Genomic DNA, 23912 nt, shown 5'->3' on the forward strand with positions numbered 1-23912 from the left:
ATGGGCTTCCTGAACGGACGAATGACTTTCACCCGGTTCCGCGTGGGCGGCCCGTCCCCGCTGCCGTTCTCCGAGGAGACGCTGGCGGTGCTGGAGAGCCATCGGATCGGCCACCACAGCGCGGCGGAGCCGGCCGACGGCGTGACCACCGGCTGGGCGGGGGGGAGCCACGTCCTCGACGTCCGATTCGAGCTGGACAAGAACCTGATCAACGACTCGCTCCACGCCGCGATCCGCGTCGACACCGACAAGATCCCCGGCACGCTGCTCCGCGCCTACACCCAGATCGAGCTGGACGCCCGGGCGGCGATGAACCCCAGCGGGACGCCCACGAAGGCCCAGAAGACCGAGGCGAAGGAGGCCGCGAAGGCCCGCGCCGAGTCCGAGGCCGCCGACGGCCGATTCCGCCGCTGCAACCATTATCCGATCCTTTGGGACGGCCGTCAGGGGATCCTCTACGTCGGCTCGACCAGCTCGAACGTCGTCGAGCGGGCCACGGCCCTGTTCCGCGAGACGTTCGAGCGCCCCCTGGAGCCGATCACCGCCGGGGCGTTGGCGATGGGGAGCCCGGACACGATCGAGGAGTCCGACCGCACGGCCGAGCGACTGGGGACGAACTCGCTGAACCTGTACGGCGGCGACAGCGGCGACCAGCTCTCCACCGTCGCCTGGGCCGAGAAGGCCCCGAACATGCTCGACCACCTCGGTAACGAGTTCCTGGTCTGGCTCTGGCACCAGCTCCAGAACGAGAGCGACACCATCCCGCTGGCCGACGGCACCGAAGTCGCCGTGATGCTCGCCAAGACGCTGATGCTGGACTGCCCTCGCGGCGAGACCGGCCGCGACAGCCTCACCGACGACGCCCCGACCCGGCTCCCGGAGGCCTTCCGCGCCCTCCAGTCTGGCAAGCTGCCGCGCAAGGCGGGCCTGATCGTCGTCCGCCACGGCGCCCAGTATGAGTTCACCATCCAGGCCGAGAGCCTCGCCGTCACCGGCGCCTTGCTCCCGAAGCCCGAAGACCGCCTGGCCCCGTACGAGGCCAAGTGCGAGCGGATCGACGGCCTCCGCCACTTCGCCGAGACGCTGGACCTGCTGTTCGCCGCCTACCGCGACCGCAAGACGGCCGCATCCTGGGCCGCGGAAGTCGACCGCATCAAGCGCTGGCTGACCGCCGCCGCCTGATCCACGAACCAATCGAACGCAACGGCCCGCGGAGTCGTCAGCCTTCGCGACCCGGGGCCGTCGCCGTCCGATCGAGCCACGAGGGGGGAAGCCGAACGCGAAAGCGGGCGGCGACATCCTTTTCCCCCTCGTGTCGCTCATTTCGAAGACCGACCGAACGCCCTCCCGGCTCGCGGGGGAAGATCGCCCGATAGACCGGATGAGGGCTCAAACCGTCGTCAGGTCCCAGGAATCAGGCGCTGGCGTCGTCGAGGAGCTTCATCGCCTCGGCGTCGAGCTTGATCGAGAGGGCCTGGACGAGATCGTCGAGCTGTTCGACGCTGTTGGCGCCGGCGATCGGGGCGGTCACGCCGGGGCGGGCGAGCAGCCAGGCCAGGGCGACGCTCGCGGGCTTGGCCTTCAGGCCGGACGCCACCTGGTCGAGCGCGTCGAGGACGCGGAAGCCGCGATCGTTGAGGTATTTCTTGACGTTGGTGCTCCGCGCGGGGCTCTTCGACAGGTCGTCCTCGCGGCGATACTTGCCGGTGAGGAAGCCGCTTGCCAGCGAGTAATACGGGATGACGCCGATGTTCTCCTTGAGGCAGAAGGGACCCAGCTCGGCCTCGAAGTCCGCCCGCTCCACCAGGTTGTAGTGCGGTTGGAGGCACTGGTAGCGCGGGAGGCCGGTATCGGCGGCGATTTTGAGGGCCTCGGCCAGCCTCTCGGCGGTGAAGTTCGAGGCTCCGATCACACGGACCTTGCCCTCCTTGATGAGCTGGTCGTACGCTTCCAGCGTCTCCTGCTGGGGCGTCTCGGGGTCCTGGTCCTTGTGGGTCTGGTAGAGGTCGATGCGGTCGGTCTGGAGCCGCCTGAGCGAGTCTTCCGCGGCGCGGAGGATGTAGGACTTGCTCAGGCCGACCTTGCCGTCGCCCATGTCCATGCCGACCTTGGTCGCCAGGACGACCTGGTCTCGCTTGCCGCTCGCCTTGAACCACTTGCCCAGGATCGTCTCGGACTCGCCCCCCCGATTGCCGGGGGCCCATCGCGAGTAGACGTCGGCCGTGTCGATGAAGTTCAACCCGGCGGCGACGAAGCCGTCGAGCACCCGGAAGGAGGCCGCCTCGTCGATCGTCCAGCCGAACACGTTCCCGCCCAGCGCGAGCGGGACGACTTCCAACTCCGAGCCGCCGACCTTGCGCCTTTCCATCGTCCATCTCCCTGTTCGAGGTGTTCCGCGACGCAGCTTCGACATTTCGCCGCGCTTCGCCGACATTTTAGCGGGCAGGCAAACCGCGACCGCCGTTTGGGGACCGGGAGCCGTCCCGGATGCGAAACGCACGGCGAAACGGTAAGCTCGTCGAGACGCCCGCCACAGGATGGGGCGGGGACGCAACCGAGGCCGGGGACCGCAGAGAACGATGCAAGCGACGATTGACGCCGTGGCGTTCGACCTGGACGGGCTGATGTTCGACACGGAGGCCCTGTTCTTCCGGGTCGCGTGCGAGACCCTGGAGGCCCGGGGGGGCCGGTTCACGGCCGAGATGATGGCGGCGATGATCGGCCGCCGGGCCGTCGAGGCCGGCCACGTCCTCCAGACGATGAGCGGGATCGACGCCGACCCGGCGGAACTGCTCGCCGACGTCCGCGAGCGATACCTCGCGGTGCTGGACACCGACGCCGCGCCGACGCCGGGGCTGCTGGCCCTGCTGGATCGGCTCGAAAATCGGAGGCTCCCCAAGGCGGTCGCCACGTCGTCGCGACGGGCCCACGCCGAACGGCTGCTGGCCGGGCACGGGCTGCGGGATCGGTTCGCGTTCGTCCTGGGCTCGGAAGACGTGGAGCGGGGCAAGCCGGAGCCGGAAATCTACCTGAAGGCGGCCGAAGGGTTCGGCGTGGCGCCCGAAAGCCTTATGGTTCTGGAAGACAGCCCGGCGGGCGTCGCCGCGGCGCGCGCCGCCGGGGCCTTCGTGGTGGCCGTGCCCCACACGCACAGCGTCGCCGAGGGGCTCGGCCTGGCCGACCTGATCGTCCCCCGCCTGGACGCCCCCGCGCTGCTGGCGCGGCTGGGCTCCTGACCCAAGGAGAACGCCGATGTCCGCCCCCGTCGAGAGCCCCCCCCAGACGTTCGACGCCCTCCCCACGGTGACTCGAGACTTCCTGCCCTACATCGCCCCGATGTTCGCGTACGTCGCCCTTTCGAGCCTGGAGGGCTACCTCCCGAGCCCCGGCTGGTATCCGGCGGCTTACGCGGCGAAGGCGGCGGTCGTGGCGGCGATCATGTGGTACTTCCGCTCGACCTGGAGCGACCTCCGGCCCGCGCCCCGGATCCTTGACGTCGTGCTGGCGACGGCGGTCGGATTGGTGGTGTTCGCGCTCTGGATCGGCCTGGACGGCCGCTATCCCGACCTGCCGTTCATGGGAGGGGCGAGGCAGGCCTTCGATCCCGAGGTCCTGAGCCCGGCGGGGAGGATGGCGTTCGTCGCCGTGCGGCTGGCGGGCCTGGTGCTGCTGGTCCCGGTGTTCGAAGAGCTGTTCTGGCGGTCGTTCCTGATCCGCTGGCTGATCGACCAGGAGTTCTGGAAGGTCCCCATCGGCCGGGTGACCTGGACCGCGGCCCTGATCAGCTCCGGGGCGTTCGCGCTGGCGCATCCCGAATGGCTCCCCGCGCTCCTGACCGGCCTGATCTGGGCGGGGCTGCTGGCCTACTCGCACTCGATCTCGGCCTGCGTGATCAGCCACGTCGTCGCGAACCTGGCGTTGGGGATCTATGTGATCGCCACCAGGTCGTGGAAGTTCTGGTGAGCCTCGCCCTGGGAGGGGCCGCATGATCATCCCCTGGGGGACCGACGCCCCGATCTACCACCGGCCGATCGCCACGGTCGGGGTGATGGTCGCGTGCGTCCTGGTCTTCGCGATCGATCCGGGACACCGGCACACGGAATGGCAGCTGGCGCTGGGGGACGGCCTGCATCCGGTGCAATGGGCGACCCACATCTTCATCCACCAGGGGATCGGCCACCTGCTGGGGAACCTGCTCTTCCTCTGGGCGTTCGGGATCATCGTCGAGGGGAAGCTGGGCGCGATCGGATTCCTGGCCGCCTACCTGATCCTGGGGATCTTCCCGGGGGCGTTGATCCAGGCGCTCGTGTCTCGCGAGGAGGTCGGCCATGCGATGGGAGCGTCCGGCGCCATCTTCGGCCTGATGGCGCTCTGCCTGATCTGGGCGCCGAGGAACGACCTGTACTGCCTGGTGATCCTCGGCGGGTTCATGCGGATGCTGGTCTTCCAGCCGGAGATCCCGATCCTCTGGTTCGCGGCCTTCTACATCGTCTGGGACGTGGTGAAGGTGAGCACGCTGTCGATCGCGGGGGTGGCCTGGGTCGGCGGGCTCGGGCACAGCTTCGGGGCGCTCGGGGGCGTGCTCCTGGGGCTCGCGCTGCTCAAGCTGGACCTGGTCGATTGCGAGGGCTGGGATCTGCTCTCTCGCATGAAGCACGGCCGGACCGGGACGATGCACCGACCCACCAAGCGGAAGCCGCATCGCTCGTTCGTCGAGAAGGCCCAGAAGAAGCTCGCCAAGGCGAAGAAGGCGAAGCAGGCCGGCGAGGCCCCGGACGTCGTCGCGCTCCGGACGCTCCGGGGCCACCTCGACGCCGAGGAGACCGAGGCGGCCCTGAGCTTCTACCGGACGACCCGCCGGCGGCTGCGGGGCTGGCGGCCCCCGGACCCCGAACGGGTCGATCTCATCAAGGCCCTGGTCGCGGCGCAGGCCTGGGAGGAGGCCGCCGGGGTGATGCAGGCCTACCTGGACGAGTCCAACCTCCCCTCGCCGAAGATCCGCCTGAAGTTGGCCGAGGTGCTGATCCGACGCCTGGAACGCCCCGTCGCCGGGCTCCGGACCATCGAACGGCTCCCCGAATCCGACCTCCCCGGAAACCTCGTCGACGCTCGCCGCAAGCTGGTGACCCTGGCCGAGCAACTCCGCGAGGAAGGAGTCCTGGAGCTGGACGATGCAGTCCAGCCTCTCTGACCGCCATCGCCCTCGAGACCGTCGCCACCTACCCAATCGCCAATCTCCTTGAAGACGGCACCCGCACGCCTGAGCGCCGCCTGTCGACCTTGCAATCCCCGAAGCCGTTAGGCAGGATGAAAGGGTCGCACACCCTGGGAAAGGCGAGGCGATTCTTCCGCTTCGACGGCTTCTCCCGCGGCGAGCTCCCCCTCCGACGGTCGCCCTGGGCGACCTCTTGCGACACTTCCCGAGTCCGCATCCACCTTCGAGGAGCGCTTCATGACGCGCATCGGTCGTTTCGGGGTCCTGGCGTCCCTGGCGCTTGCGGCGTTGCCGGCTGCGAAGGCGCAGGAGTCGCCGGCGAGCCTCCCAGTCCAGGACGGCGCGAAGCTCGACGTGGGCGAGGCGATCGCCGCCGCCAGGGCCGCGCAGGGCTCCGGCGGGGCCCGGCCGGGCCCCCAGGGGAACTTTCGCGACTTCAACGAGGTGACCAAGGACGCCGAGAAGATCGACGGCCTGTTCACCCTGTACAAGACCGGCGACAACCTCTACGCCGAGATCCGCCCGGACCAGTTCAACCAGACGCTGCTCGTGCCGGTCACGATCGCGAAGGGGATGGCGAACGCCGGCATGCCGGTGGGCGACGACGACCTCGTCCTGATCTTCAAGCGGGTCGGCGACCGGATCCAGGTCGTGCGCCGCAACATCCATTACAAGGCCCCGGCCGGGACGCCGATCGACAAGGCGGTGAAGCAGAACTACACCGACTCGATCCTCATGGCCCTGCCGATCGTCACGCTCAACCCGATGCGAGGCGGAGCGCCGCTGATCAACCTGTCGGACATCTTCATGACCGACTTCGCCCAGCTCGGCCTGGGTTCGATCGACCGTTCGCGGAGCACCTGGCAGAAGGTCAAGGGGTTCCCGAACAACGTGGAATTGCAGCTCGAAACGACCTATACCGGGCGGGGCAACTTCGGCCGGGGCGACGGCGGGGTCGCCGATCCGCGCGGGCTGACGGTGGTGGTCCACTACAGCATCATGAAGACGCCGGACGCCGGCTTCCGCAGCCGCCCGGCCGACGACCGCGTGGGCTACTTCCTCGCGGCGGCGAAGGACTTCGGCAGCGACAGCCAGGACGGCAACTTCGTCCGCTCGATCTACCGCTGGCGACTGGAGAAGTCGGACCCGAAGGCCAAGCTCTCCCCCCCCAAGAAGCAGATCGTCTGGTACGTCGAGGACAACGTCCCCCTGGAGTACCGGCCGTACGTGGAGGAGGGGATCCTCGAATGGAACAAGGCGTTCGAGAAGATCGGCTTCAAGAATGCGTTGGCCGTCCGTTGGCAGGAGTCCGGGCGTGACGACTTCGACCCCGAGGACACGAACTACTGCACCTTCCGCTGGGTCGCCAGCGAGTCGGGCTCGGCCATGTCGTGCGTGCGGGCCAACCCCCTGACCGGCGAGATCATCGACGGCGACGTCATCTTCGACGCCAGCTGGATCCGCCACTGGAAGCAGGAGTACGCCCTGCTGGTCGGCAACGCGACGACCGCCGGCGGCGAGGCCCAGGTCACGCCCCTGGCCCTCGGCGAGGTCGTCAGCCCGATCCTGGCCTCGAAGATGGGCTACGGCGTCCCCCAGGCGTCGTCCATGCCGGGCTTCGACCCGCTCCATCGCCTTCCCGGCCAGATGGTCCCCGAGCTGATCCCGGCCGACCAGAGCCTGCTCAAGTGGCAGTTCGCCCGGAACCTCGCCCGCAACGCGCAGGGCTTCTGCCAGCGCCACCAGGGCTTCACCCAGGACCTCAGCCTGGCCGCCATCTCCCTTTCCGGCCCCCAGGCGCCGACCACCCCGGCCGCCGACGCCGCCAAGCCGGGCGAGAAGAAGGAAGACGCCAAGCCCGAGGAGAAGAAGAAGCCCGAGATCAAGGACGAACTCCCCGAGGAGTTCCTCAGCCAGGCGATCAAGGACGTCGTGATGCACGAGGTCGGCCACTCGCTGGGCCTCCGCCACAACTTCAAGTCCAGCACCATGCTCACCGCCGACCAGCTCAACGACACGGCCGTCACCCGCGAGAAGGGCCTGGGGGGGAGCGTCATGGACTACAACCCGGTGAACCTCGCCCCTCGGGGGAAGAAGCAGGGGGACTACTACTCGACGACCATCGGCCCCTATGACTACTGGGCGATCGAGTACGGCTACAAGCAGGTCGACGGCGACGAGGCGGCCGAGCTCAAGAAGATCGCCTCGCGGGCCCCGGAGAAGGACCTGACCTACGCCACCGACGAGGACGTCGTCCTCAACGACGACCCCTACGTCAACCGCTGGGACCTGGGCTCCGACCCCTGCCAGTTCGCCAAGGACCGGATCGAGCTGGCCAGCGAGTTGCTCAAGGACCTCGATTCGCGAGTCGTGAAGGACGGCGAGTCCTGGTCCCGGATGCGGCGGGCGTTCAGCGTCCTGCTCAACCAGTGGGGCAACGCGGCGACCCTCGCCTCGCAGTACGTCGCCGGCCAGTCGATCTCGCGCGACCACAAGGCCGACAAGGACGCCCGCGACCCCATCGACCCGATCCCGGGCGAGAAGCAGCGCGAGTGCCTGAAGTTCCTGGCCGAGAACATCCTGACCGACAAGCCGTTCACGTTCTCGCCCTCCGTCATGCGGCGGCTCGGCAACGAGCGCTGGATGCATTGGGGCAACGAGGGCCTGTTCTCCGGCCCCAACGCCGACATCTCGGTCTATGAGCGGATCCTGGGCATCCAGCGCATCGTGCTGGGGCACTGCCTCGGCGGGTCCACGCTCTCCAGGCTCCAGAACCAGGAACTCCAGTCCAACCCCGGCTCGTCGCCGCTCCGCATCGACGAGGTCTTCCGCGCCCTCACCGACGGCGTCTGGGCCGACCTGGACAAGCTGCCGACCCAGGACGAGAAGGACCCCAAGCCGGCCCTCTCCACCGTCCGCCGGAACCTCCAGCGCGAGCACCTGCGGCGGCTGGGCCTCCTGGTCGTCGGCCAGGGCGGGGGAGGCGCGGAAGGCCCCACCTTCGTCGTCCTCTACGGCCGCGGCAACAGCTCCGTCCCCGCCGACGCCCGCTCCCTGGCCCGACTCCACCTCAAGGAGATCGCCGCCAGGATCACCAAGGAACTCGACGCCAAGGGCACCCAGCTCGACGACACCTCCCGGGCCCACCTGGAAGAGAGCAAGGAGAAGATCGCCAAGATCCTCGAAGCTCGGATCGACACCCGCGACCTTTGATCAGGCCGGACCTCGCTCCTGAAGCCGGAACCCCTTCGGGACCGCTCCGCACGCCCTCATCCGGCGGCCGAGCGGTCCCGCTTTCGTTGACGGCGGACGATTCCGAGCGCCGTCGGAATCCTAATAACGTCCTTCCCCCCTCGCGGGGGAAGGTGGCCCGCAGGGCCGGATGAGAGGGAAGACCAGCACGAAGACCGACGGCGTTATGGTCGGCCGGACTGCGAATTCCGACGGCTGGCGCGCTCGTTTTCCCCCTCATCTGACCCCTGCGGGGTCTGTCTTCCCCCGCGAGGGGGCGGAAGACCGCTCGATTGAGCACGGAAGCCATCGGCCGGATCGCGTCTCCCCGCTCACAGCTTGAGGAAGATCCGGTTCTTCTCCAGGTAGCGGATCAGGCCCCAGCAGATCACGAAATACACGAGCGTCCCCAGGGCGGCGTACCAGAGCGGGGCGTCGCGCGGAAGGTAGGGGCGGACGGCCTGGGCGACCATGCCGTGGAGCACGTAGGCCGCCAGGGCGTTGGTCCCGAAGGTGCGGAACAGGCCCACCGACCATCCCCAGGCGTCGCAGACGACGACGAACAGGGCGTAGACGACCAGCGAGAAGCCGGCCGCGAAGGTCATGTAGGACACGCTCCCGGTGCGCTGGCTCATCGTCCAGAGGTCGACGACATACCCTTCGGCCGGCGGCGTGAACGGCGGCGGAGCGAGTCCCGCCATCGACGACAGCCCGTAACCGGCCAGCATCATCACCGCCCCCCAGCCCAGCAGGGCGGGGACGGCCGACGCCCGGGGACGGCCGACGGCGTCTCGGGCGGCGATCGCATCATAGGCGAACGTCCCGGCCAGCATGGGGATCGCCCAGCTCAAGATCCCCAGCCAGCCGCCGTCGATCACCGGGGTCTTCATGGCGAAGTCCAGGTAGAACCACGACGACAGGACCAGGTGCAAGATCGCCCCGCCGACGAGATACAAGGCTCGCCCCCGCGCCGAGGCCGCCACGACCGGCAGGATCCAGACCGACGTCAGCGCGATCTGCACGAGCGTCTGGCAGAGTTCGCGCCGGAACGCCGTCGCCAGGAAACCCGAGAAGCCCAGCGAACGCAGCTCCTCCCAGGTCTTGACGCCGCCATCCAGGTGGTAGAGTACGAACCCCACCAGGATCAGCCCCAAGGCCCGCCGGATCACGGCCGTCGACGCCGCGCGGCGGCCCAGCGTCGCCAGCCGGCGGAGGAAGGTCAGCCGGTACGAGAACCCCACCGCGAAGAAGAACTGCGGCATGATCGTATCGGCATAGCTGCAATACGTATTGTGATGCCGGAGGACCGCGTGGGAGGCGGCCAGGCCGCCGACGAAGTTGACGAACAGCATCCCGGCGACCGTGTAGCCCCGGAACTGGTCGAGGGAGGCGATGCGCCCGGGCGAGACCTTCGGCTCGTCGCTCATCCGGCGTCCGTTCCCTTCTTTTTCGTTTCGTTCGAGTTCGACCGGTGGAGCGACGACGTCCGACCTCAAGTCGCGGTCGACTCGTCGAGGTCGAGCCTGGCGAGCCAGCCTGATCGGGCGACGACCGTGACCGAGCTGAGCGACATCGCCAGCGCCGCGATCATGGGTCCATGCCGCCCGAAGAGGCCGAGGGCCGCCAGGGGGATCCCCAGCGTATTGTACGCGAAGGCCCAGAACAAGTTCTGACGGATTGCCCGGAGCGTTTCCCGCCCCAGGACGAGCGCCCGAGGGACGGCCTGGAGATCCCCCGAGGCGATCACCACGTCGGCTGCCGCCTTGGCCAGGTCGGCCCCCGTCCCCAGCGCGATCCCGACGTCCGCCGCCGCCAGCGCGGGGGCGTCGTTGAGGCCGTCGCCCACCATCGCCACTTTCTTCCCGTTCAACTCGCTCCGGAGCGCTTCGATCTTCGCGGCCTTGGCGTCCGGGAGGACCCCGGCGATCACCCGATCGGGCGGCAGCCCCAGTTCGGCCCCCACGGCGCGGGCCGTCGCCGGGTTGTCGCCGGTCAACAGGACGACGTCGCCCCCCCGCTCGCGAATCCCGGAGACGACCTCGCGGGCGTGCGGCTTGAGGCGATCCGCCAGGGCCGCCGCCCCCGCCGGACGGCCGTCGACCGCCGCGCAGAGGACGGTCAGGGCCTCGCCTTCCCAGGCGTCGGCGATCGGGTCCAGGGGGCCGAGTTCGACCCCCTGGTCGGCCAGCAGCGCCCGCGAGCCCACGAGGACCTTGCGGCCGTCGACGGTCGCCGAGACGCCGCGCCCCCGGATCGCCCGGAACTCCGTCGCGGCCCGGTCGTCCCCCTTCCCGGCGAAGGCCCGCGCCAGGGGATGCTCGCTCGACGACTCGGCCGCCGCGATCAGGGCGACGAGTTCTGGCTCGTCCCAGCCGGGGAGGGCGCGGGCCTGGACGAGACTCGGACGGCCTTCGGTCAGCGTGCCCGTCTTGTCGAAGACGATCACGCCGATCCGGTCCATGTTCTCCAGGGCCGACGCCTCCCGGATGAACAGCCCCGCGCGGGCGCCCCGGCCGGTCGCCACGGCGACGGCCATCGGCGTCGCCAACCCCAGGGCGCACGGGCAGGCGATGATCAGCACCGCCGCCGCGTTCAGCACCGCCCGGCTCCAGTCGGCGGTGGCGAGCCCCCAGCCCAGGAAGGTCGCCAGGGCGACCACCAGCACCGCCGGCACGAAGATCGACGAGACCCGGTCCGCCAGCCGCTGCACCCCCGCCTTCGACCCCTGCGCCGCCAGGACCAGGCGGACGATCTGCTCCAGCGCGCTCTCCTTGCCCAGCCGCTTGACCTCGATCACCAGCGATCCGTCGCCGTTCATCGTCGCGCCGGTGACGCGGTCGCCCGGCTTCTTCGCGACCGGGACCGACTCGCCGGTGAGCATCGACTCGTCGATCTCGGACTCCCCTTCGAGGACGTCGCCGTCGACCGGGACCGTTTCGCCCGGCTGGACCCGGACCCGGTCGCCTCGCACCAGGTCGGCGAGGGGCACCTCGACGACCCCGCCGGCCTCGTCCAGACGATTCGCCGTCCGCGGGGACAGGTCCAGCAGCCGCTCGACGGCCGCGCCGGCGTTCCCCTTGGCGCGGACCTCCAGGAACTTGCCCAGCGTGATCAGGGTCAGGATCAAGCCCGCGTCCATGAAGAAATGGGCCTGATGGAGATGCCCCACCAGCAGGTGATACAGGCTGTACAGGAACGCCGTGGAAGTCCCCAGGGCGATCAGCGTGTCCATGTTGGCGGAGCCCTGGAGGAGCCTCCGCCACGCGCCCCTGATGTACGGCCCCCCCAGCGCGACCTGGAGGAACGCCGCCAGGCCGCACATCGACCACCCGACCCAGGCGGCGTGGCTCCACGACGGAACGACCATCGAGCCGATCCCGAGAGCCACCAGGGGGACCGTCGCGACGACGCCCACGACCAGCCGGTTCCGCCACATGGCGACGCTCGCGGCCCGCTCCTCGCGGAGCTGCGCGGCGGCGCGGGCCCCGAACATCAGGTCGTCCCGTCGGGCCGAGTACCCGGCGTCGGCGGCGGCGCGGGCCAGATCCTCGATCGCCACCCGATCGGGAACGACGACCACCGCCGCGCGTTCCGTCGCCAGATTGACCCGCGCATCCTCGACGCCGGGCACCTCCTTCAACGCCTTCTCGACCCTCGCGACGCAACTCGCGCAGTGCATGCCGCCGATCGCCAGGTCCCATTCCTCCTGTGCGGGCCCCGGGGAGACGGCCGGTTCGGTCGTGGGAGGAGGGGTCGAATCCTCCGCCGGCTTCGCCGCGAGGCCGCCGATCGTCAGCAAGACCGGGGGAGGGGGGACGGCCTCGCCGGGATCGTCCCCGTCGTCGGTCGTGTAGCCGGCGTCTCGAATCGCCCGGGCGACCGCCGAGCGGCTCGCGACGACCGGATCGACGACGACCTCCGCGTTGGCGCCCGCCAGGTCGACGACGGCCGAGACGACGCCGGGCGTCGATTCCAGCGCCTTCGTCACCGATCGGACGCAATGCCCGCAGGTCATTCCCCGGACCGGAACATCCCAAACCTCGGTCGCGACCGCCATGGCTGATCCTCGCACTCAAGACATCGAGCTTGCGCCAGGCCGGCGAACCGCCGAGCGAGGCGCCTCGCACCGGAGCATTATAGAGCGACCCGCAAGGCCGCCTCTCCGTCGACGCTCATTAGACGGGTTTCATGCTCTCGTCAAAGCGCGAACAGGGCGTTTCATGAGAGGATCAGCACAATTAAACCAATCTGGGAAACCGGCCGCGCCCGCCGTCTAGTTTGGCAAGACGTTTACTATCGCCTCGATCGACCGTGACCTCGCGTCCGGCGGCCACCGTCTCAAGGGCCGTTCCGTCATCGCCATGCCTTTCCGGTTCGAATCACGGCCGCACGCCTTGTTCGCGCGACGTGACGTCCGGGGCTCGCGGCGGAGAGATCGGCCCAGGACGCCGAAGGGCCTTACACTGGCTCCGCCAGGGTCTCGGGAGGGCCCGAAACACGGAGCCGGCCGCATGAAGAAAAATCATAGGGAGGGTTGACTCGCACGCAGATTGATCGTATTTTGACGTTCGTTCGCGACATGACGACGAAATTCATCAACAAAACGTCATGCCGCAGTGCCAGTTAGTCATTATTTCATCCCTTCATGCCGGTCGACCGTACGTCGCTTCCCGACGCTACGGCCTCACCCCCCCAAAGTTCAAGGTTCGATTCCGGGCGGCACGGATGCGCGCGTCTGGTTCGGCCTTCCCCTTGAGTGGACTCCGTCGGCCCCGCCGGAGGCGTCCGCTCACGTTCGGCCACACGGTCCGGACCCCGATATCACAAGGATGTGACCATCGGACCGGACCGCCGTGGGCCAACGACAAGCTTTAATAAGCATAAATCGCATTCGCCGCCGGTTTTCGGCGGCGAGCGCGTTTCGAAGACGTGACCGCCCGACCTGCACCCGCCGGGGGAGGTCGGCTTTATTTTTCGTCGCAGCCGGGGCCGTCCGATCGCCTGGATCAGGGGATGACGCGGTCGGTGTACGCGGCGTCGGCCTGGTCGCGGAGCATCACCGAGTCGGGGACGGCGCTTCGGGAGAAGAAGGGGTTGGAGGCGGGAGTGCTGGGCGGGGCGTCGGGGATGGGTTCGGGGGCGCTGTGGCCCAGCCGGACGGCGACCCGTTCCAGGATGGCGCGGGAGAGCGCCTGGTCGCCGAACCAGCCGACCCTGACGACGGCGTGCGACGTCCGTCCGAGGGACCGGATCGTGACGGAGGCCGAGCGATCATCGGTGGTGACGGCCTCGTATCGGAGGACGGTCCCGTCGCGGGTCGGGCGAAGGTCGCGCAGGCCGAGGTCGGCGAGGGCCTCGGCGGCCGCCGGGCCGACCGCCGACTGGGGGGCGGCGAAGCTTCGCGCGCCTTGCCCGGCGGAATAGGCGAAGTCCGCCCCCGCGTCCGTCGACACCCCCATCGGGGGCGCGATCCGAGGCGATGTCACGGCGCATCCGGCCGTGACCAGCAGCACGGCCGCCAGGGAGGCCCGTCTCGTCGCTCGGCGTCTCATCCGTGAATCACCTCGGCGCGAATGCCCAGGGCGTCCGACGGCCTTCCGCGAAGCACGGGCGAGGGCCGGGCGCCTTCCGAATCGGCGGCACGCTATCGCGGGCCGAGGGGGCGGTCAACCCCGTCCTCTCGACGGCGGGACGATCTCGGGGGGGGCGGCGCGGCGTGTTTGCAAGCGGCGGGCCGAATGAGGTTGTCATCGCCCCACCTTAGCTGATAGGATTCGTCAGAGTCCCTCCATCCCGCGCGTATCGGGGTGGTTTTTGTTTTTCAGCTTTCGCCAGGTCTCCGCGGGACCTCGCCGATCGGCCTTCGGGCCGCCGCGCGGGGGGACGCATGCCGGCGAGTCCGCCACGGCCGCGGCTTGGCTTCCGGCGGAAGACATCCACGAATCGAACATATGGTAGATCGCAACCTCCTTCGTGAATTCGACGTCAACGAGGACGAACTGGCCGCCGTGATCACGGCGGAGGACGGCTCGAAGACCCTCGACGACTTCCTGGGCGAAGGCCAGAACTTCGAGATCGGCGGGATCGTCTCGGGCAAGGTCATCGAGATCGTCGGCGATCAGGTCGTCGTCGACGTGGGATACAAGTCCGAGGGTCTGGTCTCGCTCAACGAGTGGGAGGACGAGCCCGCGCCGGTCCCCGGCGACGAGGTCGAGGTCCTGCTCGAAGGCATGGAGGACGAGACCGGCGAGATCGTCCTGTCGCGCAAGAAGGCCCACCGGATGCGGGCCTGGGAAATGGTCATCTCCAAGTACCACGAAGGCGACGTGGTCAAGGGGAAGGTCACCCGCAAGATCAAGGGCGGCCTGCTGGTCGACATCGGCGTCAACGTCTTCCTGCCCGCCAGCCAGGTCGACATCCGCCGCCCGTCCGACATCGCCGACTTCATCGATCAAGAGATCGAGTGCATGATCTTGAAGATCGACGAGTCCCGCCGCAACATCGTGGTCAGCCGCCGCAAGCTGATCGAGATCACCCGCGAGCAGCAGAAGAAGGCCCTGCTCGAGGAGATCGCCGAGCGCCAGATCCGCAAGGGGACGGTCAAGAACATCGCCGACTTCGGCGCGTTCGTCGACCTCGGCGGCATCGACGGCCTGCTGCACATCACCGACATGAGCTGGGGCCGCATCAACCATCCCAGCGACATGCTCAAGATCGACGACCAGATCGAGGTGATGGTCCTCCACGTCGACAAGGAACGCGAGAAGATCGCCCTGGGCCTCAAGCAGAAGAGCGCGAGCCCCTGGGAGAACGTCGCCGACAAGTACCCGGTCACCACCCGCGTCGTCGGCGAGGTGGTCAACGTCATGTCCTACGGCGCCTTCGTCAAGCTGGAAGAGGGCATCGAGGGCCTGGTCCACATCTCCGAGATGAGCTGGACCAAGCGGATCAACCACCCGAGCGAGCTGGTCAACACCGGCGACAAGATCGAGGTCGTCGTCCTTGGCATCAACAAGGACAAGCAGGAGATCTCGCTCGGCATGAAGCAGACCCAGGTCAACCCCTGGGACCAGGTCGCCAACAAGTACCCGCCGGGCACGATGGTCGAGGGCACCGTCCGGAACCTCACCAACTACGGCGCGTTCATCGAGATCGAGGAGGGCATCGACGGCCTCCTGCACATCTCCGACATGAGCTGGACCCGCAAGATCGGCCACCCCAACGAGGTGCTCGAGAAGGGCCAGCGGATCAGCTGCCAGGTGCTCAACGTCGACCAGGACCGCAAGCGAATCGCCCTGGGTCTCAAGCAGCTCAAGGAAGACCCGTGGGAGACCGACATCCCCGGCCGCTACGAGCCCAACGACGTCGTCAAGGGCAAGGTCACGAAGCTCACCAACTTCGGCGTCTTCGTCGAGCTTGAGCCGGGCCTCGAAGGCCTGCTCCACATCTCCGAGCTGGCCGACCACAAGGTCGACAGCCCCGAAGAGGTGGTCAAGGTCGGCGACGAGATCGAGGTCAAGATCCTCCGGGTCGACCGCGGCGAGCGCAAGATCGGCCTCTCCCGCAAGAAGGCCCACTGGTCGGGCCGCGAGGATGAGGAAGGCGAAGCCACCTCCGAGGGCGGCGAACTCTCCACGACGGCTCCGAAGGAGTCCAAGGAGAACAAGGAACTCAAGGGCGGCCTCGGCGGCGGCGGCCCCCTCTTCAGCATGGGCGGCACCACGCCGGCCGAACCCGAGCCCACGCCCGAGCCCGAGCCCGAGGCCGCAGCCGAACCCGAGGCTGAAGCCGAAGCCGAGCCTGAGACCGAAGCTGAAGCCGAAACCGAAGGCTGACCGAGGCTCGCCTCGAACCGCCATCTCACGAACGCCGCCCCGGGACCATCCCGGGGCGGCGTTTTTCATGCGCCGGGCGAATCCGGCCCCGGATCGCCGAGGCCGCCCCCCAGCCGACGCGTGATCGCGGCGGCCGGCGACTCGATCAGTTCGACTCCCTCGAACGCCGCGCCGGGCTCGGTCGGCTCGCGAACCACGAGGATGAGCCGCGACGCCCGCTTCGACGCCCCGGCGCGACGGAGCTTGGCCGCGGCCTCCGCCGCCGTCTCCCCCGGGCGCTGCACCCGCACCGCGACGGGGAGGCCGTCGTGAGGTTCCTTGAGGATCGCGTCAATCCCTCCGTTCCGCTGGACCGGCGCGCAGTCCAGCCCGGCCAGGAGCGCGAGGCTCACCGGGTCGGCCGTCCGGTACGCCTCGCGACCGCGCTCCAGCAGGCGTGAACGGCTCCGCACCGGGCGTTCCAGCCGCGCCCTCGCCAACTCCACGGCCGGCTCCGAGCGGTCGATGCCGATCGCCCGCCGCCCCAGCGCCGCGGCGGCGACCAGCGTCGTCCCGCTGCCGCAGAACGGATCGAGCACCAGATCGCCCGGACGGCTCGCCAGCGCGATGATCCTTTCGAGCAAGGCGAGCGGCTTCTGGGTCGGATAGCCCGTCCGCTCGCGGGCCTTCGGGTTCAGGTAGGGGAGGTCCCAGACGTCGCCCAGCGGCACCCCGCGCTTCGGGCCGGAAGGGACCGGACGGCCCTCCTCGTCGCGATCATAGATCGCCTTCTGCGAGGCGTCGCGGCGGCGGCGCTGGAGGAGCTGGTCGACGTTCGTCGCCGGCGAATACGCCTCCCAGATCGGGTTGAACACGTAAGAATCGGTTTTCGTGTAGTAGTGGATCGTCTGGTGCGCGGGGAGCAGCGACGACGCGCCGCTCGACCAGCGCCGGTAGTGCCAGATGATCTCGGAGCGGAACCGCTCCGGGCCGAACACCCGGTCCAGCAACCCCCGAGCGACGTGGCCGGCGTCGCGACCGCAGTGGAAGAAGAGCGATCCGGTCTCGGTCAGCACCCGCCGGACCTCCACAAGCCTCGCGAGCAGGAACGACTCGTAGGCCTGTGGCGATTCCCAGACGTCGTCGAACTCGTAGGCCGTCACGCGATCCCTCGCGGACAGCCGATGGACCCGCCCGGTCTGGAAGGGGGGGTCCAGGTAGGCCAGCCCGACGACCCCCGACGCCATCCCCTTCAAGTGCGCCAGGCAGTCGCCCAGGAGGACCGAGGGCGAATCAAACGCATTCATGCAGCACCCAGGTCTCGCACCCGTACACGAACTCAACTTGCCTTGCATTCATCTTGACCCCGGACGAAGCACATCTCTATTCTTAATAAAGCTGGCAAGGCTTGCCTAACCGGCAAACCCGCGACATCCGAGCTATACCATGCCTTCTAACCAGACCCTCAAACCCCCATGCCCCACACATTTCCAAATTATCCTAGTTTTCCAATCCTCTCTCAGCTTATCATCCAACCGCCGAACATCCGATATTTCGATTGTCAAGCCGCGAATGGCGGAGTCGCAAGGGCGTGAGGCGGGATGCGGAGCGCGAGCGGGAGGAGGCCCTGATCTGGAGGGGTTTCCGCCCGGGTGCCTGGCCTCGCCGCGAACTCGGGGTCGGACCTGGCGTCGGCCGTCGCGAGACGACGGTGCGTCGGGGATCGCCCGCCGACGCCGCCTGGTCGCGGGGGGGAGACTCTCCCTCGATGCTGGCGGGGTGTTTCGAATTCGAATCGTCGCGTCGACGCGGGGCGTTGGGTCCCGGTCTGCGTCCTCCCTTGGGCCCACCGTCCCGGCTTCGTATCGCGTGCCCCGAATCGGGGGACGCGAGCGGACCTGCTGACGACCGATACAACGAGGATCTTCATGGCCCGGATTCGACGACATCGCCGTGATACGGTGCAGAGCCCCCTGGAGACTTATCTCCGGGAGATCAATGAAGTGGCCCTGTTGACCGCGGACGAGGAAAAGCAACTCGCCTATCGGATCGCGGACGGGGACGACCAGGCTCGGGATCGGATGGTTCGAGCGAACCTCCGCCTGGTGGTCAATATCGCCCGGGGCTACGTCGGCAAGGGCCTCGCGCTCCAGGACCTGATCGAGGAAGGGAACCTCGGGCTGCTCCGCGCCGTCGAGGGGTTCGACCCGGCCGTGGGGACGCGGTTCAGCACCTACGCCAGCTACTGGATCAAGCAATCCATCAAACGGGCGCTGGTGAATACGGCGAAGCCGATCCGCATCCCGGCCTACATGGTCGAGTTGCTCTTCAAGTGGCGGCGGACCTCGGCCGAGCTGCAAGAGACCCTGGGGCGGGCGGCGACGGTCGAGGAGATCGCCAAGACCCTGAAGCTCCCCAAGAAGAAGCTGGCGATCGTCAAGAAGGCGATCAAGGTCTACAACCTCGTCCCCCAGACCGACCAGCCCGAGAACGGCTGGAGCCTGGGCGAGATGCTGATGGACGAGCGCACTCGCGCCCCCGACGTCGAGATGGTCGAGGCCGACAACCTCCGCATGGTGATGGATCGCCTGGATGAGATGGACAAGCGCGAGGCCACGGTCCTCCGCATGCGATTCGGCCTCAACGACGAGGAGCCGAAGACGCTCAAGGAGATCGGCGAGTCCCTCGGGCTGACGAGGGAGCGGGTCCGGCAGATCGAGAACGAGGCGCTAGGCAAGCTGTCGGCGCAGATGCAGGCCGACTGAGCGAGGCGGCGAGGGCCTGCCGACGGCGGAACCGGCGACGACGAACGGAGCGGGCGGCGATGCAGCCTCCGCCGACGGTCGCCATGAAGAGCAGGAGGGTGGGCTCGGGCACCGGGATGGGGGCGCTATCCGACCGGGAGGCCCGCAGGCTCGTCAGGGGGCGGTCGCCGGAGAAGTTCTCGGCGAAGGTCCCCTGGAACGTGCCCCCCACCTGGGGCGTGATCCGGAAGTACGCCTCCGGGCCGAACGCCTTGGCCAGCTTGCCGCCGGTCACCTTCAGGCTGAGATCGAAGATCCCCGCCCCTCCCCCCGCCTTCTCGCCGAGGGTCTGCGCCCCGAAGGCCGTGGGCCGACCGGTGAGCAGCAGGCCCTCGTAGACCTGGCCGCCGATCGTGACCGAACCGCGCAGCTCGAAATTGTTGTCGTCCTGATCGACGAGCCGGCCCTCGCGGTCGAGCGTGAGATTCAGGGTCTCGTTGAGCGTCCCCTCGACGTCGGGCATGACGTTGATCATCTGACGCCCGGTCGGCCCGAGCGTGATGACGTGGGGCGCGTTGGTGACCCGGAAAACCCCGGTCTGCGACAGCGCGTCGTACTCGTACGTCTGCTCCCCGGCCATCTCGCCCGCGATGTTGGGGTAGGCTCGGAAGCCGTGGGGACGGATCAGCTCGCCGCGCGAAGGGGAGCCGAGGCTGCTCAAGACGAGCACGAGAGCGGGAATGACCAATCGTTTGATGTCGTTTCGCATCCGGTGCATGGCGACGTTCCCTCGTACGCTCGCATCCCGCGAGCGCGACCTGACCTCCTGGTGATCGGCATCATGCTGATCTCTTAGACTTTCCGCCGCGCCCGGGGCGCGGAGGACGAGCCGAAGAGGGTCGTCGGGACCCGGTTCGGAAACGAAGGTGTCAGGTCGAAGGTGTGCATCCGAGCTTCCGTCCGTCGAAGCTCTGGGGGCGACCGCGCGAGCGGCGTCCTCATGGTCCGCGACGCCGAGGATTAAAACCGGGAGCGCCGCGTCCGTCAACCCCGAAATCCGCCGCAAGCGTCCCGACCGTCGCGATCGCGACGAGCCTCCTCGCCACGCCTGACGGCCGCGGCCCTCGATCGCGACGGCTCGCGCTTGCTCGCCCACGCCCCCGGCCCCTACACTCGGGGGAGGCGTGGCGGACCGCCGTCGCCTTCCCCCCGACGACTTCCAACCAGCGAGGCGGCGTCGCGGACGATCCCGCGGCGACGATCACCATGACCTCTCCAATCCCGCCCGACGAACAGGGCGCGCGGACGCCCGCCTCCGACTCCCCTCGTGAGCTGCCGGACCTTCCGCCGGTCGAGCTTCCCTCGGCGAGCTTCGTCGTGCAGCTGTTCCTGATCCCCGCCGCGGTGGTGGTGGCGGTGGTCGCGGTCTGGCTGCTGTTCGGCAAACTCGCGGGCGGCGGACGGGATGCGCTCGATTACGTCCGGGAGATTCGTTCCGGCTCCGGGAGCTGGCGGTCGGCCTACGAGCTGGCGACGCTGCTCGGGAACGATCCCGCGCTGGCGAGCGACCCGAGGCTGCTGGGCGAACTGACGGAGATGCTCGACGCCGAGCTCGCCGGCGCGGAGGACCCGGAACTGGCCCGCTACCTGACGTTGGCGCTGGGGACGTTCCAGTCCCTCGACGCGAGGCTCGCCGACGGCCGCGCCGTCGATCCCCTGGCGACGCTCTCCACCGCGCTCGACGCCCGGTTCGGGATTCCGATCCGTCTGGCCGCCGCGGCGAGCCTGGCCCGGCACGCCGCCAGGCTGGATGGCCGGTTCGACGACGCTCGCGCGGTCGCCGCGCTGGCCGGGGCGGCGGCGGCCCCGGACTCGCCCGAACTTCGACGTCTCGCCGTCTTCGGGCTGGGCTTCTGCGCCGGCGAGGCCGCGTCGGACGCCCTGAAAGTTCGGGTCGAGAGCGACGCCGACCGCTTCGTCCGCTATAACGCCGCGGTCGCGCTGGCGAGGCGGGGCGACCCCGCCGCGACGGCCCCCCTCCGCGAGATGCTCGCGACGACCGAACTGGAACGGCCCCTCGAAACGCCCGACGAACCGGACTCGTCCCGACTCGTCGAGACGATCCAGCTCCAGGCTCTCGAAGCGATCATCGCGGCGGCCACGATCGATCCCTTCCATCGACTCCAGCCCGAGGTGGAAGCCCTCACGCGATCGGGCTCGGCGGCCGTCCGCATAAGGGCTGCGGAAGTCTTGCAAAAACTACAAGCAAGCCCCCGCCTGTAAATTTTACAAACCGCGCAATACTTGAGAGTTAGGCGCAAATCTCCGCACCCTTCGCAAGGATTCTGCGTACAGTGCAGATGGGGAGGGCGACCGGCCGCATCGCCCCGTCGGCATGCGGCTTGCTCCACTTCCCCGATGAGAGCGACCCATCCTTCCGGCTCAGGCGTTGCGATCGCTAGAGAAGGACGAAGGCCGCCGGGAATTCCCGCCAATTCCTAAAGTCGCGAAATCGGCCGGTGTTATACTCGACTTCGTGGGGCCCGCAGTGAGCCTCGAACGTATTGATTTCGGCATGAGTCGGTCGGTCTCTTGAGGGAGTTTTCGAGAGGCCGGAAAGAATTTTTGTCGGGAGGGCTATCTCAGGGACGAGACAGCGACTCCCTCGGGGCTGGCCGCCGGTCCGCAACGGTCCGGCGGCGAGGTGGAAGCCCGAGGATCCGCCGAGGAGTTCCGCATGTTGACGTCCTTGAAAGCCGTGCGTCTCGCCGGCGCCGCCGCGGCCCTGCTCACCGGGTTCGCCTCGCCGGCGTGGGCCACCTACGGAGGTGGGGCTTGCCACTCGTGCGCCCCCGCTCCCGTCGTCGCAACCCAGTTGAGCGTGGTCGCCCTGGCCCCCCAGGTGCAGACCGTCTATCAGACGGTTTATGAGACCGTCTATGAAAACCAGCCCGTCACCCTCATGGAGACGCGGTATCGCACGGCCTTGCAGACGGAGAACTACACCGTCATGCGGCCGGTCGTCGAGACCTCGTACGTCCAGCGCAAATACACGGTGTCCAAGCCCGTGTATCAAACCGTCAATCAGGAGCGCAAATACACGGTCATGAAGCCCGTGTATCAGACCGAGCGTCGCGAGCGCCGGTACACCGTCACCAAGCCCGTGTACCAGACCGTGAACCAGGAACGCAAGTACACGGTCATGAAGCCGGTGGTCCGCACCCAGCAGCTCGAGCGGCGCTACACCGTCGCCAAGCCGGTCTATCAGACCCAGAAGATGGAGCGGCGCTACTCGGTCATGAAGCCGGTGTATCAGACCGAGCGTCGCGAGCGCCGTTACACCGTCACCAAGCCCGTGTATCAGACCGTCAATCAGGAACGGCGTTATACGGTGATGAAGCCCGTGACCGAGACGGTCATGGTCGATCAGCCTTACACGGTCTGCCGTCCCGTCACCACGGTTCGCCAGGAGGTCGTGGAAACCGGCTACTTCGAGCGGCAGTACACGACCATCCCCGGCCCCGTGGTCGAGCGGCAGGTCCGCGTTCCGGCGCCAGTGTGCGAGCCCTGCGGCTACGAGCGTCCTCGGGGCCTGTTCGGCTGCCTCCACAAGAAGAAGGTGACCGCGACGGTCGCGGTGCAGTGCCCGCCCCGGACGGTCAGCCAGCGGGTCTTCGTCTCGCGTCCCGTCACCCGCGACGTCTCCGAAACGACCTACGTCCGCGAGACCATGGTCCGCCAGGTGCCCGTCACTCGCTGCCGGTACGTCGCCGAGGAACGCGTCGAGTCGACCCCGGTGACCACCTGCCGCTACGTCGCCGAGGAGCGGGTCGAGCCCTACGAGGTCCAGACCTGCCGCTACGTCGCCGAGGAGCGGGTCGAGCCCTACGAGGTCCAGACCTGCAGCTACGTCAATGAAGAGCGGGTCGAGCCCTACGAGGTGCGCACCTGCGAGATGGTGGCCGAGGAGCGTTCCGAGACGATCCCGGTGACCACCTGCAGCTACGTCGCCGAGGAGCGGGTTGAGCCCTACGAGGTCCAGACCTGCCGCTACGTCGCCGAGGAGCGGGTCGACACGATCCCGGTGACCACATGCAGCTACGTCGCCGAGGAGCGGGTGGAAAACGTCCCGGTGACGCAGACCCGCATGGTCGCCGAGACGGCCAGCCGCCAGGTCCCGGTGACCGTGGCCGAGCAGGTCCCGGTCACGACGAACCGCGTGGTCGCCCGTTACGTCCCCCGGACCGTGGCCGTCCAGCAGTACACGACGGTCCCCGTCGTGGTCCCCACCTGCCTGACCTGCTACTGAGCGAAACCATCCCGGCCCGCGACGCCGAACCGTCGCGGGCCGGAGGATTCGACGAGGGGCGGCGCCCTCCCATCCGTGGGAACGGCGCCGCCCCTCGTCCTTTTCCGGGGGATCGAGCCCCACGCGGCGGGGCTCAATCCTGGAGCGTGAGGTCGAGCCGGGTCGGCTCGGCGGCCTTGAGGTCGATCGTGATGTCCGTGCTCTCGGGGTCGAGGAACCTCGGCGGGACGGCGTAGCCGGGAGGCGGCATGATCTTCATCGTCTCGGGATCGGTGTAGATCGGCGGACGAATGTAGACGGCGTAGCGGCCGGGCTGGATCGGGATGTCGAACCTCGACGAGATGAGTTCGAATCGGCCGGTGGAATCCAGCGCGCCGATGCCCCAGGTCGTCGTGTCCTCGGCGAGGGGCATGAGGATGACGGTTCCCTGGGTGAGCGGCTTCCCCCTTGCGACAACCTGGCCCCAGACCAGGCTGGGTATCTCGTCCGACCACCAGCCGCAGCCGAGCGGCAGCCAACCGAGTCCGACGAGGCCGGCGACGCGAAGGGTGCTCCGCCAACGTCCTCGAGAACCGCGAACGGGGGTTTTCATGGGAGGG

General features: G+C 68.5%; 16 protein-coding genes. 9 read left to right on the forward strand and 7 right to left on the reverse strand.

The features are described 5' to 3' along the window. Nucleotides 1-1182 carry a hypothetical protein gene (locus VT85_RS07225; protein ID WP_068412650.1) on the forward strand — a complete coding sequence of 394 codons (1182 nt, stop codon included), beginning with the start codon at nucleotides 1-3 and terminating at the stop codon, nucleotides 1180-1182. A 232-nt stretch (nucleotides 1183-1414) separates the two neighbouring features. Here VT85_RS07225 and VT85_RS07230 read toward each other — a convergent pair whose 3' ends face one another. Next, nucleotides 1415-2368: an aldo/keto reductase gene (locus VT85_RS07230; RefSeq protein WP_068412653.1), complete on the reverse strand. Its 954-nt coding sequence runs from the start codon at nucleotides 2366-2368 to the stop codon at nucleotides 1415-1417. A 211-nt stretch (nucleotides 2369-2579) separates the two neighbouring features. Here VT85_RS07230 and VT85_RS07235 point away from each other — a divergent pair, with 211 nt between their 5' ends. The 4 genes from VT85_RS07235 (at nucleotide 2580) to VT85_RS07250 (ending at nucleotide 8428) form a co-directional block, all read left to right on the forward strand. Then, nucleotides 2580-3236, forward strand: a complete 657-nt coding sequence (locus tag VT85_RS07235) for an HAD family hydrolase (protein ID WP_068412656.1) — start codon at nucleotides 2580-2582, stop codon at nucleotides 3234-3236. Nucleotides 3237-3252: 16 nt separating this feature from the next. Continuing rightward, nucleotides 3253-3963 carry a CAAX prenyl protease-related protein gene (locus VT85_RS07240; protein WP_082858416.1) on the forward strand — a complete coding sequence of 237 codons (711 nt, stop codon included), beginning with the start codon at nucleotides 3253-3255 and terminating at the stop codon, nucleotides 3961-3963. 22 nt (nucleotides 3964-3985) lie between these two features. Continuing rightward, nucleotides 3986-5191, forward strand: coding sequence for a rhomboid family intramembrane serine protease (locus tag VT85_RS07245; RefSeq protein ID WP_068412659.1), 1206 nt, complete (start codon nucleotides 3986-3988; stop codon nucleotides 5189-5191). A 261-nt stretch (nucleotides 5192-5452) separates the two neighbouring features. Beyond that, nucleotides 5453-8428 carry a zinc-dependent metalloprotease gene (locus tag VT85_RS07250; protein WP_068412662.1) on the forward strand — a complete coding sequence of 992 codons (2976 nt, stop codon included), beginning with the start codon at nucleotides 5453-5455 and terminating at the stop codon, nucleotides 8426-8428. A gap of 350 nt (nucleotides 8429-8778) precedes the next feature. Here VT85_RS07250 and VT85_RS07255 read toward each other — a convergent pair whose 3' ends face one another. The 3 genes from VT85_RS07255 to VT85_RS07265 form a co-directional block, all read right to left on the reverse strand. Next, nucleotides 8779-9873: a heparan-alpha-glucosaminide N-acetyltransferase domain-containing protein gene (locus tag VT85_RS07255; protein WP_068412665.1), complete on the reverse strand. Its 1095-nt coding sequence runs from the start codon at nucleotides 9871-9873 to the stop codon at nucleotides 8779-8781. Between the two features lie 65 nt (nucleotides 9874-9938). After that, a complete protein-coding gene (locus VT85_RS07260) occupies nucleotides 9939-12503 on the reverse strand; it encodes a heavy metal translocating P-type ATPase (protein ID WP_068412667.1) in 2565 nt (854 codons plus the stop codon). A 949-nt stretch (nucleotides 12504-13452) separates the two neighbouring features. Next, nucleotides 13453-13998 (reverse strand): DUF3568 family protein, encoded by a 546-nt coding sequence (locus VT85_RS07265; RefSeq protein ID WP_082858417.1) that lies wholly within the window; start codon nucleotides 13996-13998, stop codon nucleotides 13453-13455. Nucleotides 13999-14397: 399 nt separating this feature from the next. On the opposite strand from VT85_RS07265, the gene VT85_RS07270 reads away from it, so the two are divergent. Further along, nucleotides 14398-16281, forward strand: a complete 1884-nt coding sequence (locus tag VT85_RS07270; RefSeq protein ID WP_068412672.1) for a 30S ribosomal protein S1 — start codon at nucleotides 14398-14400, stop codon at nucleotides 16279-16281. 65 nt (nucleotides 16282-16346) lie between these two features. On the opposite strand, the gene VT85_RS07275 is transcribed toward VT85_RS07270, so the two are convergent. Continuing rightward, a complete protein-coding gene (locus tag VT85_RS07275) occupies nucleotides 16347-17567 on the reverse strand; it encodes a DNA methyltransferase (protein WP_082858418.1) in 1221 nt (406 codons plus the stop codon). A 621-nt stretch (nucleotides 17568-18188) separates the two neighbouring features. Between VT85_RS07275 and VT85_RS07280 the strand changes: the two genes are divergently transcribed. Continuing rightward, entirely contained in the window at nucleotides 18189-19025 is an 837-nt protein-coding gene (locus tag VT85_RS07280) for an RNA polymerase sigma factor RpoD/SigA (RefSeq protein WP_068412674.1), read from the forward strand. Here the strand turns inward: VT85_RS07280 and VT85_RS07285 are convergent. Continuing rightward, a complete protein-coding gene (locus VT85_RS07285) occupies nucleotides 18925-19782 on the reverse strand; it encodes a hypothetical protein (protein WP_068412676.1) in 858 nt (285 codons plus the stop codon). The two genes, VT85_RS07280 and VT85_RS07285, sit on opposite strands and share 101 nt — an antisense overlap. A 488-nt stretch (nucleotides 19783-20270) precedes the next feature. On the opposite strand from VT85_RS07285, the gene VT85_RS07290 reads away from it, so the two are divergent. Continuing rightward, nucleotides 20271-21287, forward strand: coding sequence for a HEAT repeat domain-containing protein (locus tag VT85_RS07290; RefSeq protein ID WP_082858419.1), 1017 nt, complete (start codon nucleotides 20271-20273; stop codon nucleotides 21285-21287). 454 nt (nucleotides 21288-21741) lie between these two features. Further along, entirely contained in the window at nucleotides 21742-23313 is a 1572-nt protein-coding gene (locus VT85_RS07295) for a hypothetical protein (protein WP_068412678.1), read from the forward strand. A 133-nt stretch (nucleotides 23314-23446) separates the two neighbouring features. On the opposite strand, the gene VT85_RS27415 is transcribed toward VT85_RS07295, so the two are convergent. Continuing rightward, on the reverse strand, nucleotides 23447-23905 hold the full coding sequence (locus VT85_RS27415; protein WP_156512724.1) for a hypothetical protein: 459 nt from the start codon (nucleotides 23903-23905) through the stop codon (nucleotides 23447-23449). Between the last annotated feature and the right edge of the window lie 7 nt (nucleotides 23906-23912).

Origin of the sequence: Planctomyces sp. SH-PL62, assembly GCF_001610895.1 — a bacterium.
Lineage (GTDB): Bacteria > Planctomycetota > Planctomycetia > Isosphaerales > Isosphaeraceae > Paludisphaera.

Bases quoted from the DNA above. Each gene is read 5' to 3' on its own strand.
- VT85_RS07285 (WP_068412676.1), bottom strand. From the start codon at position 19,782: ATGCACCGGATGCGAAACGACATCAAACGATTGGTCATTCCCGCTCTC.
- VT85_RS07280 (WP_068412674.1), top strand. From the start codon at position 18,189: ATGGCCCGGATTCGACGACATCGCCGTGATACGGTGCAGAGCCCCCTG.
- VT85_RS07245 (WP_068412659.1), top strand. From the start codon at position 3,986: ATGATCATCCCCTGGGGGACCGACGCCCCGATCTACCACCGGCCGATC.
- VT85_RS07225 (WP_068412650.1), top strand. From the start codon at position 1: ATGGGCTTCCTGAACGGACGAATGACTTTCACCCGGTTCCGCGTGGGC.
- VT85_RS07295 (WP_068412678.1), top strand. From the start codon at position 21,742: ATGTTGACGTCCTTGAAAGCCGTGCGTCTCGCCGGCGCCGCCGCGGCC.
- VT85_RS07275 (WP_082858418.1), bottom strand. From the start codon at position 17,567: ATGAATGCGTTTGATTCGCCCTCGGTCCTCCTGGGCGACTGCCTGGCG.
- VT85_RS07290 (WP_082858419.1), top strand. From the start codon at position 20,271: ATGACCTCTCCAATCCCGCCCGACGAACAGGGCGCGCGGACGCCCGCC.
- VT85_RS07265 (WP_082858417.1), bottom strand. From the start codon at position 13,998: ATGAGACGCCGAGCGACGAGACGGGCCTCCCTGGCGGCCGTGCTGCTG.
- VT85_RS07240 (WP_082858416.1), top strand. From the start codon at position 3,253: ATGTCCGCCCCCGTCGAGAGCCCCCCCCAGACGTTCGACGCCCTCCCC.
- VT85_RS07235 (WP_068412656.1), top strand. From the start codon at position 2,580: ATGCAAGCGACGATTGACGCCGTGGCGTTCGACCTGGACGGGCTGATG.
- VT85_RS07230 (WP_068412653.1), bottom strand. From the start codon at position 2,368: ATGGAAAGGCGCAAGGTCGGCGGCTCGGAGTTGGAAGTCGTCCCGCTC.
- VT85_RS27415 (WP_156512724.1), bottom strand. From the start codon at position 23,905: ATGAAAACCCCCGTTCGCGGTTCTCGAGGACGTTGGCGGAGCACCCTT.
- VT85_RS07250 (WP_068412662.1), top strand. From the start codon at position 5,453: ATGACGCGCATCGGTCGTTTCGGGGTCCTGGCGTCCCTGGCGCTTGCG.
- VT85_RS07270 (WP_068412672.1), top strand. From the start codon at position 14,398: ATGGTAGATCGCAACCTCCTTCGTGAATTCGACGTCAACGAGGACGAA.
- VT85_RS07255 (WP_068412665.1), bottom strand. From the start codon at position 9,873: ATGAGCGACGAGCCGAAGGTCTCGCCCGGGCGCATCGCCTCCCTCGAC.
- VT85_RS07260 (WP_068412667.1), bottom strand. From the start codon at position 12,503: ATGGCGGTCGCGACCGAGGTTTGGGATGTTCCGGTCCGGGGAATGACC.